At 62.9% G+C, this 16,476-nt stretch carries 14 protein-coding genes; 11 read left to right on the top strand and 3 right to left on the bottom strand.

Annotated features, from left to right (window positions below):
• Nucleotides 1-88 precede the first annotated feature (88 nt).
• The 4 genes from ATE67_RS14935 to ATE67_RS14920 all read left to right on the top strand — a co-directional run bounded on the left by ATE67_RS14935 (nucleotide 89) and on the right by ATE67_RS14920 (nucleotide 5,260).
• Nucleotides 89-2,410 (top strand): heavy metal translocating P-type ATPase, encoded by a 2,322-nt coding sequence (locus ATE67_RS14935; RefSeq protein ID WP_058817467.1) that lies wholly within the window; start codon nucleotides 89-91, stop codon nucleotides 2,408-2,410.
• 52 nt (nucleotides 2,411-2,462) lie between these two features.
• A complete protein-coding gene (locus ATE67_RS14930) occupies nucleotides 2,463-2,939 on the top strand; it encodes a YybH family protein (RefSeq protein WP_058817466.1) in 477 nt (158 codons plus the stop codon).
• Nucleotides 2,940-3,203: 264 nt separating this feature from the next.
• On the top strand, nucleotides 3,204-3,797 hold the full coding sequence (locus ATE67_RS14925; RefSeq protein ID WP_231728177.1) for a c-type cytochrome: 594 nt from the start codon (nucleotides 3,204-3,206) through the stop codon (nucleotides 3,795-3,797).
• 185 nt (nucleotides 3,798-3,982) lie between these two features.
• On the top strand, nucleotides 3,983-5,260 hold the full coding sequence (locus tag ATE67_RS14920) for a hypothetical protein (protein ID WP_058817464.1): 1,278 nt from the start codon (nucleotides 3,983-3,985) through the stop codon (nucleotides 5,258-5,260).
• 306 nt (nucleotides 5,261-5,566) lie between these two features.
• On the opposite strand, the gene ATE67_RS14915 is transcribed toward ATE67_RS14920, so the two are convergent.
• The 3 genes from ATE67_RS14915 to ATE67_RS14905 form a co-directional block, all read right to left on the bottom strand.
• A complete protein-coding gene (locus tag ATE67_RS14915) occupies nucleotides 5,567-7,681 on the bottom strand; it encodes a TonB-dependent receptor (RefSeq protein ID WP_058817463.1) in 2,115 nt (704 codons plus the stop codon).
• Between the two features lie 219 nt (nucleotides 7,682-7,900).
• Nucleotides 7,901-8,302 carry a hypothetical protein gene (locus tag ATE67_RS14910; RefSeq protein WP_058817462.1) on the bottom strand — a complete coding sequence of 134 codons (402 nt, stop codon included), beginning with the start codon at nucleotides 8,300-8,302 and terminating at the stop codon, nucleotides 7,901-7,903.
• 21 nt (nucleotides 8,303-8,323) lie between these two features.
• Nucleotides 8,324-8,722 (bottom strand): MerR family transcriptional regulator, encoded by a 399-nt coding sequence (locus ATE67_RS14905; protein WP_003046425.1) that lies wholly within the window; start codon nucleotides 8,720-8,722, stop codon nucleotides 8,324-8,326.
• Between the two features lie 80 nt (nucleotides 8,723-8,802).
• On the opposite strand from ATE67_RS14905, the gene ATE67_RS14900 reads away from it, so the two are divergent.
• From ATE67_RS14900 to ATE67_RS14870, 7 genes are all read left to right on the top strand, one after another.
• Nucleotides 8,803-9,624: a MauE/DoxX family redox-associated membrane protein gene (locus ATE67_RS14900; RefSeq protein ID WP_331458771.1), complete on the top strand. Its 822-nt coding sequence runs from the start codon at nucleotides 8,803-8,805 to the stop codon at nucleotides 9,622-9,624.
• Between the two features lie 102 nt (nucleotides 9,625-9,726).
• Nucleotides 9,727-10,089 (top strand): hypothetical protein, encoded by a 363-nt coding sequence (locus ATE67_RS14895; RefSeq protein WP_058817461.1) that lies wholly within the window; start codon nucleotides 9,727-9,729, stop codon nucleotides 10,087-10,089.
• A 64-nt stretch (nucleotides 10,090-10,153) separates the two neighbouring features.
• Entirely contained in the window at nucleotides 10,154-10,420 is a 267-nt protein-coding gene (locus ATE67_RS14890) for a hypothetical protein (protein ID WP_058817460.1), read from the top strand.
• Between the two features lie 61 nt (nucleotides 10,421-10,481).
• Complete coding sequence (locus ATE67_RS14885; protein ID WP_058817459.1) at nucleotides 10,482-11,708, top strand: TolC family protein; 1,227 nt, start codon at nucleotides 10,482-10,484, stop codon at nucleotides 11,706-11,708.
• Nucleotides 11,705-12,937: an efflux RND transporter periplasmic adaptor subunit gene (locus ATE67_RS14880; protein WP_058817458.1), complete on the top strand. Its 1,233-nt coding sequence runs from the start codon at nucleotides 11,705-11,707 to the stop codon at nucleotides 12,935-12,937. The genes ATE67_RS14885 and ATE67_RS14880 overlap by 4 nt, the downstream gene beginning before the upstream one ends.
• The gene (locus tag ATE67_RS14875) at nucleotides 12,934-16,068 is read left to right on the top strand and encodes an efflux RND transporter permease subunit (RefSeq protein ID WP_037553279.1); all 3,135 of its coding nucleotides are present in this window, start codon (nucleotides 12,934-12,936) and stop codon (nucleotides 16,066-16,068) included. The genes ATE67_RS14880 and ATE67_RS14875 overlap by 4 nt, the downstream gene beginning before the upstream one ends.
• Nucleotides 16,065-16,433 (top strand): copper-binding protein, encoded by a 369-nt coding sequence (locus ATE67_RS14870; RefSeq protein ID WP_003046451.1) that lies wholly within the window; start codon nucleotides 16,065-16,067, stop codon nucleotides 16,431-16,433. The genes ATE67_RS14875 and ATE67_RS14870 overlap by 4 nt, the downstream gene beginning before the upstream one ends.
• Nucleotides 16,434-16,476 lie beyond the last annotated feature (43 nt).

Here is a 16,476-nt window from a genome sequence, read left to right as displayed (position 1 = left end):
CCGCCAGGTGAGATGCCAGCGGTGAATTAGACCATTGGCGTTTGTACTGGCCCGCCAAGAGGCGGGCATTCATCGGGGAGCGGCGGCGATGCACACTCATCAGGACGCAGAAAAAGACAGGAGAAGTGCTACCGATCCGGTCTGCGGCATGGCTGTCGACCCAGCGGCCGCCGTCCACACAGCGACGCGTAACGGGCATCATTATCATTTTTGCAGCGCGGGTTGTCTCTCCAAATTCGAGGCCAATCCCGATCTTTACGCAGGAAATAGCGGGCCGGCCGTAATCGATCCACCAGAGGGCGCCATCTGGACCTGCCCAATGCATCCGGAGATTCAGCGGACTGGTCCCGGAAGCTGCCCGATTTGCGGCATGGCACTCGAGCCGGTCATGCCAACGGCGTCGGATGGCCCCAGCGAAGAATATCGCGACATGCGGCGGCGCTTCTGGATCGGGCTCCTTCTCGCTCTCCCGGTGGTTGCGCTCGAAATGGGCGGCCATCTGACAGGCCTTCATCAATATATCGGCCGCCAGACGAACAACTGGATCCAGTTGCTGCTCGCCACTCCCGTCGTTCTATGGGCGGGCTGGCCCTTCTTCGAGCGCGCCTGGCTCTCGATCCGCAACAAGAGCCTCAACATGTTCACTCTCATTGCGATGGGGACGGGCGTTGCCTGGGGCTACAGCATGATCGCGGCGATTCTCCCGCAAATCTTCCCGGCGGCTTTCCGCGCCGCCGATGGCTCGGTCGCGGTCTATTTCGAGGCCGCCGCGGTCATCACGGTCCTGGTGCTACTCGGGCAGGTGCTCGAACTCAGGGCCCGCGAAACGACGAGCGGCGCGATCCGCGCGCTCCTTGACCTGACACCGAAGCTCGCCCGGCGCGTCCGCAGCGATGGAAGCGACGAGGAGGTAGCGCTCGAGGACGTCGCGGTCGGGGACATGCTGCGCATCCGTCCGGGCGAAAAAGTCCCCGTCGATGGCATCGTCGTAGAAGGCCGCGGCACGGTCGATGAATCGATGGTCACGGGCGAATCGATGCCGGTGACCAAGGCGGCCGGCGCGGCGCTGATCGGCGGAACGATCAACCAGACGGGCGGCCTGCTCATGCGCAGCGAGAAGGTCGGGCGCGACACGATGCTCGCGCGGATCGTACAGATGGTCGCCGACGCGCAGCGCAGCCGGGCGCCGATCCAGCGTCTCGCCGATACCGTTTCGGGCTGGTTCGTGCCCGGCGTCATCGTCGTCGCCATTGTCGCTTTCGTTGTCTGGTCGCTTCTGGGCCCCGTGCCCGCCATGGCCTATGGCCTTATCGCCGCCGTCTCGGTGCTCATCATCGCCTGTCCCTGCGCGCTCGGCCTCGCGACGCCAATGTCGATCATGGTCGGAGTCGGGCGCGGCGCCGAAGCCGGCGTGCTGATCAAAAATGCCGAAGCGCTTGAGCGGATGGAGAAGGTCAACACGCTCGTCGTCGATAAGACCGGGACGCTGACCGAAGGCAGACCCTCGGTCGTCGCCATCGAAGTCGCCGAAGGATTCGAGGAAAACGACCTCCTCAGGATTGCCGCGAGCCTCGAGCGCAGCAGCGAACATCCATTGGCCGCCGCAATCGTCAAAGCGGCCGAAGACCGCGGCCTCGCGCTCGTCGAGCCATCGGGAGTCGACCAGCCGGTCGGCAAGGGCATCGTTGGGGTCGTCGTCGATAAGGCGATCGTCCTCGGCAATGCGAACTTTCTCGAAGAATATGACGTCGATCTGGGCGCACTCGCCGAGGGGGCTGACCGGCTTCGTACAGACGGTGCAACGGCGATCTACATCGCGGTCAACGGTAAGGCGGCCGGCGTTATCGCCATCGCCGATCCGGTCAAGGAGACGACGGGCGACGCACTCGCGGCGCTGCGCGAAGCCGGAATCAAGGTCATCATGCTGACCGGCGACAATCGCGTCACCGCCGAGGCGATCGCGCGGCGTCTCGGCATCGACGACGTCGAAGCGGATGTCCTCCCCGACCAGAAGAGTGCGGTCGTGCAGCGACTGCGCGAAGAGGGCCGGATCGTCGCCATGGCCGGCGACGGGGTCAACGACGCCCCCGCGCTCGCCGCCGCCGACGTCGGCATCGCGATGGGCTCGGGAACCGATGTCGCCATCGAAAGCGCGGGTGTGACGCTACTGCGCGGCGACCTTCTGGGCATCGTGCGGGCGCGGCATCTCAGCCATGCGACGATGGCGAACATCCGTCAGAATCTCTTCTTCGCTTTCGCCTATAATGTCGCCGGGATTCCCGTCGCTGCGGGCGTGCTCTATCCGATTTTCGGACTATTGCTCTCGCCGGTCATTGCCGCCGCTGCAATGGCACTCTCGTCCGTCAGCGTCATCGCCAATTCTTTGCGGCTGCGCTTTGCCAGAATCTGATCGAAACCACCGGAGGCACTCGTGAAGTGTCGGCACAACAAGGGGAAATGATATGAGACGACTGACGATCACAGCAATCGCATTGGCCATGCTGGTGGCCGTCCCGGCTCAGGCGACCGAGCCTGCGGATTTTCAGGGCGCGGCGGCAGCGCTCGCGCAGTATAAATCGGCGATGGAGAAACTGGACCTGACCGGCGTCGAGGCCCTCTTTTCGCCAGACGCCCAGATATTCGAATCCGGCGGCGTTGAAGGGAATTTCGCCCACTATCGCGACCATCACCTGGGTCCCGAACTCAAGGAATTCAAATCCTTCACCTTCCGCAATTACAAGATTTCGGTTCGCGGCGAAGGAAATATCGCGATCGCAACCGAGACCTACAGCTTCTCGATTGTGCTCGCGAGCGGCGAGACCATCGAACGGGATGGCGTCGCTACGAGTGTCCTCAAACAGGACAACGGAAAGTGGCAGATCTTCAATCTCCACAGCTCCTCACGCAAGCCGAAGGCGCGGCCGGCGGGTGGCATCTGAGCGGGCAAAAAAGGGGCTAGTCCTCACGATCTCTCCGAACCCACACCTAGCAGGACGCATGAGCCCGAGCGGGTGTGGGCACCCTGAAATGGCTCGTCGCGGCAAGTACGGAAACGCCTGCCTCGTCTGTGACAAGGGCAAAGCTGTTGGGGTGCGTATCATCTGTTGAACAGCCGCCGCATTGCGTTCGGCTGCAAAGCTCAAGGCCTGTTATGCGGGAGATAGATAATGGAGCGATTTCGAACTTTCGATTTCCGAAAGCATATGCCGAGCGTGACGTTCACGCTGCTGGCGGTTGCGCTCATAGCGGGCGCGGGTGCGATCACCGTTTATCTCGGCCTATATAATATAGCGGCCGATGCCCCGCATAACCGGCTGACTTACAGCGTCATCGAAACATTCAGGGAGAAGTCCATCGCGGCGCGATCCGGATCGATCGCGGTGCCGGCAGATTTGGCGGCTCCGGCGCGAATCGCGTCGGGCGCAGGTCTCTACACCGAGATGTGCAGCGGCTGCCATCTCGCGCCCGGGATGGAAAAGACCGAAATGAGTCAAGGGCTGTATCCGCAAGCGCCCGTCTTGTTCAAAGGTTCGGATCGTTCGGCTGCGGAGCAATTCTGGATCATCAAGCATGGCATCAAGATGACCGCCATGCCGGCCTGGGGGAAAACGCATGATGATCGTCTCATCTGGGATATGGTCGCGTTTGTCCGAAAACTCCCTGGCCTGTCGCCGGCACAATATCAGGCTATTACGCAGAATGCGCCAATGGACCATGACGCGATGATGAAGGGCATGACAGAAGCGGAAGGCGCGAGTCAGAAACCAAGTGAAGCGGGCGAACACGCAGGGCACTGAGGTCGTCGACAATTATGCAGCGCCGGGCGTGAACGGGCTCGTTTCGACCTTCCATTCCCGCCCACCTTGCCGGTGGGACGAAAGGTTTCGCCTTTCGCTAAGGGCCAGATGGAGCGAACAGTCTTGGCCGGCAAGCCGCAGGTGGAAAACAGGAATTCGGAATCGATCAAGCGGGGGCTATAAACATGAAGCGCGATCTTGTTCGCGAACTGATCGAGCGCTGGCGCGGCGATTCCGGCTCGACCTATCAAAGCTGGTTCCTGTGGGAGGAACGACTGAAGAATTTTCGGTCGATCAGAAGAGGCATCTCGCAGGTCGTTGCCGAAATTGAGGCCGGCACCTTCGGAGCGGCATATCGGGGCTCGTCATTGGAGATCATTGTTCATTCAATCGCCGAGCAACGACAGATTTTCAAAGGTGCGGATCATGCTTTCTTGTGGAAGCCCAAACTCCGAATCCCGGACATCTACGAGAACGCCGACAATCAACGAGCTTTTGGGAGACTTCTTCACCATTGCTCCTGTTGCGATACTGCCGAGGAGGTCGTCGCCGGGATCCTCGCAATCGATAGACAGAAGATCAAGGGGTTGGGTCCTGCGGTAGCCAACATTCTCTATTTTCTGCATCCCACTCTTGTGCCTCCGTTCAATACGGCAATCGTAAAGGGCTACAACGCGCTGACGGGTGCGAATGTGAAGCTTGGCAGTTGGGAGCATTTTCTCGCGATGCGCGCGGGCATTCTGGATCTCAACGATCGCTACCGGGATCTTCTCTCCAACGATTTGGGAGCGATAGGAGGGCTGCTGTTCGATATCGGATCGGGACGGTTTCCAGCCCCACCGCTCAGCGGTTCGAGCGAAAATGCGCGCGATTGGATGGCCTTGCTGAATGAAACGCGCTCACAGTCCGACAAGTTCGATAAGGGGCTTGCAAATCAGAAAGAGAGCGACCGGACGCATAGCGAAGTCCAATCCTGGCTTCGGGACCTCGGGCTTGCACTGGGATATGACGTCTGGGTAGCGGCAAATGACCGGGGGCGCCTTCATGAGGGTGTGCCGCTCGGGTCTCGATGCCTCGATAGCTTGCCGCATGCCATCGCAACCGCTCAAGGAAGCGATGCCATAAGACTGATCGACATCTTATGGCTCGAGCAATCGACGGCTACGGTCGCGGCGGCATTCGAAGTGGAGCATTCGACATCCATTTATTCCGGAATTGTCCGCATGCTTGATCTCGCGCTGAGCAGCGAGAATCTTCATTTGTCGACGCCACTTTTCCTTGTTGCACCCGATGCGCGAGAAGCCGATGTCCGCGCTCAGCTCCGACGCCCGGCTTTCAGCCGGATCGGTGATCTCGACATTTCCTACCTGCCCTACGCCGAGCTCGAACAGAACAGGATCGCCATTGCCCGCTTCGGTACGGGCCTGAAGGCGATCAAGGCGATCTCCCATCCATTGCCGTGAGGCAGCAGACGACGCGTAGACCTCCGAAGCAGTTGGTCTTTGCATCCTCGCGGCGTCACAGGGAAAGCCGGGCATCGAAATCGCGCGCGCTACCGACGTTCAGGATGGGACTAGCCCGTATCTGTTCGTGCCATCTTACTGTCCGGCTCATCGTGCCATCAGCAGGGCCGTTCAAGTAAAGGCGCTTTTGAGAACAGGGACATATCATGTCCTGCGTTCAGAGGGAGTATTCCCCCCGGGCGCAAGCGCCCAGGGGGACCGACGACCGTAGGGGAGTCGCCGGGGGACCTCGCAGGACGAGGAACCTCAGAAAAAGTAGCGCAGCTGCAGTCCGTACTGGCGCGGCTCGCCGTAGATGTAGAGCGGAAGAGTAGGGTTCGAGACACCCGTCGCGTCCGTCCCGATCGTACTATAGCTCACATAGCGCTCGTTGGTGAGATTTCGGCCATAAAGCGCAATTTCCCACGCTTCGCTCGCCGGCTGCCATGCGACACGCCCATTTATAAGGGTCGTGGCGTTTCCGGAAAAAAGCGGATTGTTGCTGGGCTTGAAAAAGACGCTGTCGCGCCAGGAGATATCGGTCCGTAATGTCAGCATTCCGCCGCCCAGGGAGGCCTTATATTCTCCGCCGAGAGTGATGTTCCACTTCGGCGCGTTCGGCAGCCGCTTGCCTTTGAGGCTTGCGCCGACGTCGTCAAAATAGACATCGTAGCGCGCGTCGAGATAAGCGATCGTGGATGTAAGCGTCAGGCGATCGAACGGCCGTGCCATCAGTTCCGCTTCAACGCCCTTGATCGTCGCCTTGCCGGCGTTGGTGGTACTGGCAACGCCATTATTATACTCGACCACCTGAAGATTGGTGTAATCATAATAGAAGGCCGAAAAATTAGCTCGAAGCCGGCGATCGAGGAGCGTCGACTTCAGGCCGACTTCGTAGCTCCAGACATACTCCGGGAGGAAAGGCCGCCCGTCTCCCAGCTGGAATCCACCCGATTTGAACCCGCGGGTTGCCGACGCATAAGCCATGACGTCATCGGCAATGTCGTAATCGATCCCAATTTTCGGAGTCCAGGCGGTCCAGGATGATTTGGGCTGACCGGCATCGACCTGATTTCCGTTCAGCAGGACACGATATCCGAAATCCTTTTTTTCGTAAGAGTATCGAAGCCCTCCGGTCAATCGCAGGCGGTCGATGAGTTCGTAGCTTGCTTGTCCGAAGAGCGCGAATGCATTCGTCGTATTGTTTTCCGGGATCGCGAGCCGACGACCCGGTTCGATGATCCGTATTTCGTCGTTGCCCTTTTCATTCAGATAGAATGCTCCGACGATCCAGCGCAGCTTGTCCGCATCGTTGTTGAGAAGTTGGAACTCCTGCGTGAAACTGCGGGAACGTTCGTAAAATTCGATATCGCGGAGGAAGAGGTCAGTCGAGTCAACGTCGAGCGCCTGGACGACCTTGCTTTTGCGCAGCGCCGTAATCGAGCGGAGCGTGACCGGGCCGCCGTCCCAGTTCATGGTCGAGGACACGCCCCAGGCATCGACATCGTAACGCGGCAGGCGGTCGAGTGCGGCCTCTTTGTCATTGGCCGGGATCGTCGCGCCCGCATCGACGAAGCCTTGAGGATAAAAGGGCCGAACAGACCGCGCGCCGGTCTCGCGATCACGGCTGGCATCCGCCCGCAACACGATCTCAAGACGGTCGCTCGCGTCAATCGCAAGCGTCAGTCGTCCAGCGAGATTATCTTCGTTTTGGTATCGCCGTCCCGAGACGATGTCGCGGTAGATGCCGTCACGCTGGTTGGCAAGCAAGGTGAGGCGGCCTCGGACGCCCGCTCCAAGCGGTCCAGAAATCGTGCCGCTCAGCGATCGCTTCTCGTAATTTCCGACTGTGAGCCCCAGCGCGCCAGTCAAATCCTCCGTAGGCATTTTGGAAATGATGTTGAGTGTGCCGCCGGCGGAGTTGCGACCGAAGAGAACGCCTTGAGGTCCGCGCAGCACCTCGATGCGTTCGACGTCGAACAAATCCTGATAGCTTGTGGTCGGGCGCGAGATGTAGACGCCGTCATAATGGACTGTCGTGCTGGGGTCGGTCGCAACGCCGAACGCCGAGGTGCCAATCCCACGAATATTGATGATCGCCATGGAATCGTTGGTGATCGACACGCCCGGCACAAAAAATTGGAGGTCTTCGACGTTTGATATGCCCGTTGCCGTAAGCGCCTCGCCGGTCATCGCTGTCACCGAGACGGGAACGGACTGCAGATTTTCCTCGCGCTTCTCCGCCGTTACGATGATCTCGGCGAGGCCGTCCGACTGGGCTTCCTGAGCCTGCACGGGAAACGCGACCGCCATCGCAATTGCCGCCATCGAGGTTCGCTGCATTGCGCGCTTCGTCGACGAATAACAGTATAATTTGTTCATTATGCTTCCCCTGTTTCGAAGAACTGCCCTTTCGCGCAGCCCAAATGAGTTTCGGGGAAGTCGAGGACAAAAACATGCATGCCCGGAAACCGCTGCTTACGGCTTCCGGGTTCAAGCACCCAACATCCCCTACTGACATTGATTACGCACCAGAACGACTCATCCCTCAAAAATGGTTCGGGGGACGTAAAACCATCGGAATTGGGCTCCCCGATTTGTTCAGATCGCCAGGATGAAGTTGATCCGGAACGCCCAAAGGCTCCTACCTTCATCCAGAAGCGGCGCTTTTCGCTTCTGCTCCTCGTCGGAGCCTTGGTCGGCGCCGTGTATGTGACGCAATCGCTCGCCTGACCCTATGGTCAGGTCTTCCTCGTGGAAGCCTATTTGTTCGCCCCGATGCCGGTCCTCGCCGCGGAGATTCGATGGCGCCTTACCCAGGCACTTCGGACGGCCGTCGCAACTCCGGACGCGGCAGCGGCGAGACCTGCGGCTGCGGTCCGCGCTAGCCTTCTGCTCGATGTCGCAGCCGGAATTACCATCCCATCGCTTGTAGCCGGGATGCTGGAACCATTTGCGACCGATTGACACCAGTTGGGAGGTGAGGCCGGCCGTCAGCACCATCCGCCGCCAAGGCCAGTCGGGCTAGACCTGCTCGAACGCCGCTATGATCGGGCAGTGGAGCGTGTCGGCGGCAGCGCATTGGCGCGACAGGCCCATGAGCGCGCGCCGCGCCGCATCGAGTTCGGCGATCGTCTTTTCGATCGCCGCGATGCGCGCATCGGCCAGTTCGCGCGCTCGCGCGCGATCGCTCGACGCGTCGAGTTCGAGCAGTTCGGCGATCTCGGTGAGCGTAAATCCCGCTGCTTGTGCCGATTTGATGAAGCGCAGACGGCGCAGAACCGCCTCGTCGTAACGCCGTACTCGGCCTTCCGACGGGGCGCTGGCCGACTGAGGCGGAACGGGCAACAGGCCGCGGCGTTGGTAATAGCGGATCGTCTCGACATTGACGCCGCCCTGCCGGGCAAGCTGGCCGATGGTCATGTCACGCAAGGCCTTGACTCCGTACTATGGTACGGAGGCTATATAGCGGGAAGCGATCGGGAATCAAGAAAGGCGAATCGATGAATATGCAGGTTCAGCGCGCGAACGAAAGCGCGCCAGCGCATACCGGTGCGGCGGTTTCGGGCAAGCCGCGGGCGACCATCTATCGCATGGTGATGGAGCAGCATATCTGCCCCTATGGCCTTAAGGCGCTGCATCTGTTGCGCAGCCGCGGCTACGACGTCGAGGATGTCTGGCTGACGACCCGCGAGGAAACCGACGCATTCAAGGCGAAGCATGGCGTCGCGACGACGCCGCAGACCTTCATCGAAGGCGAGCGGATCGGCGGTCACGACGACCTACGGCGCCATCTCGGTTTGAAAGTCCGCGATCCAAAGGCGCTAACCTATAAGCCCGTCATCGCGCTCTTCTCTATCACCGCGCTGATGGCGCTGGCCGTCAGCCAGGCGGTGTCGGGCACGCCCTTCACGATCCGTGCCGCCGAGTGGTTTATCGGGTTCAGCATGGCGTTGCTTGCCTTCCTCAAGCTCCGCGACATCGAGAGCTTCTCGAGCATGTTCCTGAACTACGACCTGCTCGCCAAACGCTGGGTGCCCTATGCCAACCTCTATCCTTTTGCCGAAGCACTGGCCGGCATTTTGATGATTTCGGGAGCGCTAAGCTGGATTTCGATTCCGGTGGCGCTGTTCATCGGGAGCATCGGCGCCGTGTCGGTGTTCAAGGCGGTGTATGTCGACAAGCGCGAACTCAAATGCGCCTGCGTCGGCGGCGACAGCAATGTGCCGCTGGGTTTCATCTCACTGACCGAAAATCTGATGATGATCGCCATGGCGCTGTGGATGCTGGTCGCGCCCGCCGCCATGACAATGGGCCATTCTTAACGGGTCCGGCGTAACCGCGAGGGGATGGCCGGCGAACAAGTGAGCGGGATCTCTACCCCGGTTTAGATTGACGTCAAGTTTGACAAGGATCATGCTTCGACCGTGAAACGCTGGCTCACCTTTCTACTTCTTGTCGGAGCCGTACTCGGCCTTCTGGCGCAGGAGGCCGCATTTGCCTATGCGCCCGCGCTCCCGTCGGCCGAGACGGCCTCCGCGGCGGCGATGAGCGACGAATGCGCGGAGATGATGGGGATTGAAAAATCCCAGAAGAGCGCTCCGTGCCAAGGCCTCACGCTCGACTGCATCGCCAAGATGGGCTGCGCGCTCCCGCCCGCCGTCGTCTCTCCGGCTATCCCGCTTGCCGAAAAGACATTTGTCGCCGGCTCCTTCGATCCGCTTCCTGTCCGGCGGCTCGCCGGAAGAACATTCGGCCCCGAACCCGACCCACCCCTATTTCTTGCCTGAATTGCCGACGCGCACCAACTCGTCCGGGCGCGCGGTTTCACGCTTTTCAATCAAGGAATTTACCATGAAGACGATATTTGCCGTTGCCGCGTTCGCGGCTGCAACGCTTGCCACCCCGGTTTTCGCGCAGGACGCAACGGGCGGTCATTATGAATGGCAGGCCCGCCAGGTGCCGGGGCCGAACAAGTCGGGCATCGCTCCGCGCGTTCGCGTCTGGGTGAAGGACGCACCGATGCAGATGGCCGACTGCCATTGCGACATGATGAAGGCCAGTCCGGGCGACTGCATGAAGAAGATGTCCGGCGACCACATGATGCCCTCCGAAGGCTGAAGGACCCCGTCCCCGGCGCCGAGCGCCGGGGACGATCCCGCACATTCACAAAGGGGGACATATGCGCCTGTTTATCGCAGCGGCGCTGCTCGCGCTGCCCGCCGCGCTTCGCGCCGAACCGATGTCGTTCGACGCAGCGCTCCAGCGGGCGGCAGCGCAGGCGCCTGAATTGCAGGGCCGCGAGGCCGGCATCGATGCCGCGCGGTCGGCGGCGATTGCCGCCGACCGGCTGCCCGATCCGAAACTCAATATCGTCGTGCAGGATTTTCCGGTGACCGGGCCTGACGCGGGCCGGTTCAATCGCGACGACTTCACGATGCAGGTCGTCGGCGTCAGCCAGGATTTTCCGAACCCCGCCAAGCGCCGCGCGCGCGCAACGCGTGCGCAGGCCGACATCGGAATCGCCCGCGCCGACGAGGCGGTCACCGCGCAGGATGTCAGGCTCGCGACGGCGCTTGCCTGGGTCGACCTCTTCTACGCCAAGAAGCGCCTCAAGGAACTCGACCTGCTCGACACGGGCCTCGAAGACCTGCAAGCGACGGTGACGGCCCGGCTCGCCAGCGGCGCGGCGCGCCCGGCGCAGGCGCTCGAACCCGACCAGCTTCGCGCTGCGATCAACGACCGCCGCAGCGCGCTCGCCGCCGAGATCGCCCGCGCCCGCGCGCAGCTCGCGCGTTTTACCGGCGACGCGGCCGTCGACACGCTCGGCGACTTGCCGCCGCAAATGATCGACGAGCAGCGATTACGCACCGGGATCGACGCCCTGCCAAGGCTGCGCGCGCTCGACGCCCGCGCTATCGCGGCCGATGCCGAGACCGGTCTCGCCCGCGCAGACAAGCGCCCCGACTGGAGCGTCAACGCGGCCTATGGGCGGCGCGAGCCCAATTATGGCGATCTCGTCACGGTCGGTGTCACCGTCGACCTGCCCTTCTTCTCGAAAAAGCGGCAGGATCCCAAGATCGCGGCGCGCGCCAGCGAGGCGACGCGCGCCCGGCTCGACCGCGAGGCCGCCAAGCGCGACATCGCGGCGGCGCTCGACGCCGATCTCGCCGATCACCGCATGCACCATGAGCAACTCGCCAATGCGCGCACGCGGCTCGTGCCGCTCGCGAAGAAACGCGCCGAGCTCGATCTCGCCAGCTACGCCGCCGGAAAGCTCGACCTCGGAACCGCGCTCCTGTCGACCCTCGCGCTCGCCGAGGCCGAAGTCGATGCGCTGGCGCGCGAAGCCGAGGTCGCGCGCGATGCGATCCGGATCAATTACATCTATGGGGAGACAGGGCGATGACTGATGCAACGTCGGCGGCGCGGTGGCGCGCCGGGATTATGGCTGCCGTGCTGATCGCGGGTGGTGGCGGCTATTGGCTCGGACAGCGCGGGGACAGTCAGGCGCCGGCCGAAGGCACAACCGAAGGGCGCAAGGCCCTCTATTATTATGACCCGATGTTCCCGAACCAGAAGTTCGACAAGCCTGGCAAATCGCCCTTCATGGATATGCAGCTCGAACCCAAATATGCCGATGAAGCTAGCGGTTCTGGCAGCGGTCCCGGCGTAACGGTCGATCCGGCCGCGCGGCAGAGCCTCGGAATACGCGTCGTCGCGGCCGAAATGGGCAGCCTTGCGGCGACCTTCGACGTCAATGGCACGATCGATTTCAACCAGCGCGACGTCGCGATCGTCCAGGCGCGCTCGGGCGGCTTCGTCGAACGCGTCTATCGCCTCGCGCCCGGCGACGTCATCGGCGCCGGCACCCCGATCGCCGACCTGCAATTGCCTGAATGGGGCAGCGCCCAGACCGAATATCTGAGCGTCAAGAAGCTCGGCAAACCTGAACTCACGGCGGCCGCGCGGCAGCGGCTGCGGCTGATGGGCATGCCCGAAGGCGTGATCGCCGAGGTCGACCGGAGCGGACGGACCGGCGGCAGACTGACGGTGCGCGCGCCGATCGGCGGCGTGGTCCAGACGCTCAATGCCCGTGCAGGCGTGACTCTCGCCTCGGGGCAGACACTTGCCGAAATCTCGGGACTTGGAACGGTGTGGCTCAATGCCGCGCTCCCCGAAGCGCAGGCCGGACTGGTGAAGATCGGCCAACCTGCCACCGCGAACCTCACCGCCTTTCCCGGCGAGGCTTTTACCGGGCGGGTCGTCGCGATCCTGCCGACCGCAGCGGCGGACAGCCGGACGCTGACAGTGCGCATCGAGCTCGCCAACCGCGGCGGTCGCCTACGCCCCGGCATGTTCGCCGTCGTCGCGCTCGGCGGGGACGCCAAGCCAACGCTGCTGGTGCCAAGCGAAGCGGTGATCCGCACCGGCACGCGCAGCATCGTGATGCTCGAGAAGGGCGACGGACGCTACCATCCCGCCGAAGTGGTCGCCGGACGCGAAGGCGGCGGCAAGACCGAGATATTGCGAGGGCTCGCCCCCGGCGAGAAGGTCGTCGCGTCGGGCCAGTTCCTGCTCGATTCCGAGGCGAGCCTGACCGGTCTCACGGTTCGTCCGCTGGAGCCAGCGCAATGATCGCACGCATTATTCGCGCCTCGGTCGCGGCGCGCGGGCTTGTCGTCGCTTCGGCGCTGATCCTGACCTTGCTCGGGATCGCCGCGGTGCGCACGACTCCGGTCGACGCCCTGCCCGACCTGTCGGACGTCCAGGTCATCGTCCGCACCAGCTATGCGGGACAGGCACCGCGGATCGTCGAGGACCAGGTCACCTATCCGATCACGACGACGATGCTCTCGGTGCCGGGCGCGCGCGTGGTGCGCGGCTACAGCTTCGTCGGCGACAGCTTCGTCTATGTCCTGTTCGACGACGGCACCGATCCCTATTGGGCGCGCAGCCGCGTGCTCGAATATCTGAGCCAGGTGCAAAGCCGTCTCCCCGAGGGCGCGCGCGCGAGCATCGGTCCCGACGCGACCGGGGTTGGCTGGATCTATGAATATGCGCTCGTCGACAAAAGCGGCCGCCACGATCTTGCCGAACTCCGCAGTCTTCAGGACTGGTTCCTCCGCTTCGAGCTTAAATCGGTTCCCGGCGTCGCCGAGGTCGCGAGCATCGGCGGCATGGTGCGCCAGTATCAGATCATCGTCGATCCGCAGAAGCTCGCCGCGTTCGGGGTGACTGCAACCGACGTCGCCGACGCCCTCAAGCGCGCCAACCAGGAAAGCGGCGGCGGCTCCCTAGAACTCGCTGAGGCTGAATATATCGTCCGCGCGAGCGGCTATCTGGAGTCGCTCGACGACTTCCGCGCCGTCCCGATCCGCACCGCCGCGGGCGGACTCCCGGTAACGGTCGGCGATGTCGCGACGGTGCAGATCGGTCCCGACACAAGGCGGGGCATCGCCGAACTCAACGGCGAGGGCGAAGTCGCGGGCGGCGTGATCGTCATGCGCGAGGGCAAGAATGCCCGCGAAGTCATCGACGGCGTGCGCACCAAGCTCGCCGAGCTCAAGCGCAGCCTGCCGCCCGGGGTCGAGATCATCACCACTTATGACCGCTCGGGGTTGATCGACCGCGCGGTCGACAATCTTACCTCGAAGCTCGTCGAAGAGTTCATCATCGTCGGGCTCGTCTGCGCGCTCTTCCTCTGGCACGCGCGCTCGGCACTGGTCGCGATCCTGACGCTGCCGCTCGGCATCCTCATCGCCTTCATCGTGATGCGGCTGCAGGGACTCAACGCCAATATATTGTCGCTCGGCGGCATCGCCATCGCGGTCGGTGCGATGGTCGACGCTGCGGTGGTGATGATCGAAAATGCCCATAAGCATCTCGAACATTGGGAGCGCGATCATCCGGGCGAGGAACTGAAAGGCGCCGAACGCTGGCGCGTCATCACCGACGCCGCCGCCGAGGTTGGGCCCGCCCTCTTCCTCAGCCTCCTCATCATCACCTTCTCCTTCCTCCCCATCTTCACGCTCGAAGGCCAGGAGGGACGGCTCTTCTCGCCGCTCGCCTTCACCAAAACCTATGCGATGGCGGCCGCCGCGATCCTCTCGATCACGCTCATCCCGGTGCTGATGGGCTGGCTGATCCGCGGTAAGATACCCGCCGAACAGAGTAATCCGGTCAACCGCTGGCTGACCCGCATCTATCGCCCGGCACTCGACTGGGTGCTCGAACGGCCGAAAAAAGCGCTCGTGATCGCCGGCCTCGTCTTCGCCACCAGCCTGTGGCCGATGACCCAGATCGGCGGCGAGTTCATGCCGCAGATGCACGAAGGCGACCTCCTTTACATGCCCTCGGCGCTACCCGGCATCTCGGCCGCAAGGGCATCGAGCCTGCTCCAGCAGACGGACCGACTGATCAAGACCGTGCCCGAGGTCGAGAGCGTGTTCGGCAAGGCGGGGCGGGCCGACAGCGCGACCGACCCCGCGCCGCTCGAGATGTTCGAGACGACGATCCGCTTCAAGCCGAAGGACCGTTGGCGCCCCGGCATGACCGAGGAGAAATTGATCGAGGAGCTCGACGCGCGGGTCCGGGTTCCGGGGCTCGCCAATTTCTGGATTCCCCCGATCCGCAATCGCATCGACATGCTTGCGACCGGGATCAAGAGCCCGGTCGGCATCAAGGTCGCGGGCTCGGATCTTGCCGGGATCGATCGCACCGCCAAGCGCATCGAAGCGGTCGTCAAGACCGTACCCGGCGTAGCGTCGGCGCTGGCCGAGCGGCTGACTGGTGGGCGCTATATCGATGTCGACATCGATCGCGCCGCCGCAGCACGCTACGGCCTCAATGTCGCCGACGTGCAAGCGATCGTCTCGGGCGCGATCGGCGGCGAGACGATCGGCCAGACGGTCGAGGGGCTCGCCCGCTATCCGATCAGCGTCCGCTACCCGCGCGAGCTGCGCGACAGTATCGGCGAGCTCGCGAGCCTTCCGGTCCTGACGCCGTCGCGCCAGCAGATCACGCTCGGCACGGTGGCCAGAGTCAAGGTCAGCGACGGGCCGCCGATGCTGCGCAGCGAGAATGGCCGCCCGGTGACCTGGATCTACGTCGACAGCCGCGGCCGCGATTTGCAGGGCCTCGTGCAGGACATCCAGCGGGCGATCGCGCGCGATGTCGATCTGCCGCCCGGCGTCAGCGTTTCCTACACCGGGCAGTTCGAGTTCCTCGTTCGTGCGACCGAGCGGATGAAGGTCGTCGTGCCGGTCACGCTCGCGATCATCTTCCTGCTGCTCTACCTGACCTTCCGCCGCTGGGACGAGGCGCTGCTCATCATGGCGACCCTGCCCTTTGCGCTCACCGGCGGGCTCTGGCTCCTCTATCTGCTTGGCTATAACCAGTCGGTCGCGAGCGCGGTCGGGTTCATCGCGCTTGCGGGCGTTGCCGCCGAGTTCGGGGTCGTCATGCTCATCTATCTCAAGCATGCGCTCGCCGATCGCAGCGACGGCCACATATTGGCCGCGGTTCGCGAAGGCGCGCTGCTCCGCGTCCGCCCGAAGGCGATGACCGTTGCGGTTATCCTCGCGGGCCTGTTCCCGATCCTCGTCGGGACCGGCACCGGCTCCGAAGTGATGAGCCGCATCGCCGCGCCGATGATCGGCGGCATGCTCACCGCGCCGCTGCTGTCGATGCTTATCATTCCCGCCGCCTATCTGCTGATGCGAAGGCGTGCGGCTCATCCCGTCCAACCCGAAGGAGAAACGACATGAATAAACTCACTGCGATTACGCTCAGCCTTGCGCTCGGCGCTGGACTTGTCGCCTGCGGCAAGCAAGGCGAAGCACCGAAGACGGAAGAAAAGGCCGCGATGGCCGATGACACAGGGACCATGGCGGCCCCGGCCGAAACGAAGCATGGCAAGGGCACGGCGACCGTGACCGCGATCGATACGGCAAAAGGCCAGGTCACGCTCGATCATGGCGCGATCGCCGAACTCGAATGGCCGCCGATGACGATGGGTTTTGCGGCGAAACCCGAGCTGCTGAAGGACATCAAGGTCGGCGACAAGGTCGCGTTCGAGCTCAATTGGGACGGCAAGGCCGGGACGATCACCAAGCTCGACAAGGCGCCGTAACGCGCCGCCATTGCGCGCGGTGGCCCTAGTTGCCGCGCGCAAT

This window comes from Sphingopyxis sp. H050 (genome assembly GCF_001468265.1).
GTDB lineage: Bacteria > Pseudomonadota > Alphaproteobacteria > Sphingomonadales > Sphingomonadaceae > Sphingopyxis.
Note: the sequence above shows the minus strand (reverse complement) of the source record. Positions and strands in the feature narration are given on the sequence as shown.

What these genes read in the sequence shown, in the direction of transcription:
- ATE67_RS14935 (WP_058817467.1), top strand. Translation starts at nt 89, where the DNA reads ATGCACACTCATCAGGACGCAGAAAAAGACAGGAGAAGTGCTACCGAT.
- ATE67_RS14930 (WP_058817466.1), top strand. Translation starts at nt 2,463, where the DNA reads ATGAGACGACTGACGATCACAGCAATCGCATTGGCCATGCTGGTGGCC.
- ATE67_RS14925 (WP_231728177.1), top strand. Translation starts at nt 3,204, where the DNA reads ATGCCGAGCGTGACGTTCACGCTGCTGGCGGTTGCGCTCATAGCGGGC.
- ATE67_RS14920 (WP_058817464.1), top strand. Translation starts at nt 3,983, where the DNA reads ATGAAGCGCGATCTTGTTCGCGAACTGATCGAGCGCTGGCGCGGCGAT.
- ATE67_RS14915 (WP_058817463.1), bottom strand. Translation starts at nt 7,681, where the DNA reads ATGAACAAATTATACTGTTATTCGTCGACGAAGCGCGCAATGCAGCGA.
- ATE67_RS14910 (WP_058817462.1), bottom strand. Translation starts at nt 8,302, where the DNA reads ATGGTGCTGACGGCCGGCCTCACCTCCCAACTGGTGTCAATCGGTCGC.
- ATE67_RS14905 (WP_003046425.1), bottom strand. Translation starts at nt 8,722, where the DNA reads ATGACCATCGGCCAGCTTGCCCGGCAGGGCGGCGTCAATGTCGAGACG.
- ATE67_RS14900 (WP_331458771.1), top strand. Translation starts at nt 8,803, where the DNA reads ATGAATATGCAGGTTCAGCGCGCGAACGAAAGCGCGCCAGCGCATACC.
- ATE67_RS14890 (WP_058817460.1), top strand. Translation starts at nt 10,154, where the DNA reads ATGAAGACGATATTTGCCGTTGCCGCGTTCGCGGCTGCAACGCTTGCC.
- ATE67_RS14885 (WP_058817459.1), top strand. Translation starts at nt 10,482, where the DNA reads ATGCGCCTGTTTATCGCAGCGGCGCTGCTCGCGCTGCCCGCCGCGCTT.
- ATE67_RS14880 (WP_058817458.1), top strand. Translation starts at nt 11,705, where the DNA reads ATGACTGATGCAACGTCGGCGGCGCGGTGGCGCGCCGGGATTATGGCT.
- ATE67_RS14875 (WP_037553279.1), top strand. Translation starts at nt 12,934, where the DNA reads ATGATCGCACGCATTATTCGCGCCTCGGTCGCGGCGCGCGGGCTTGTC.
- ATE67_RS14870 (WP_003046451.1), top strand. Translation starts at nt 16,065, where the DNA reads ATGAATAAACTCACTGCGATTACGCTCAGCCTTGCGCTCGGCGCTGGA.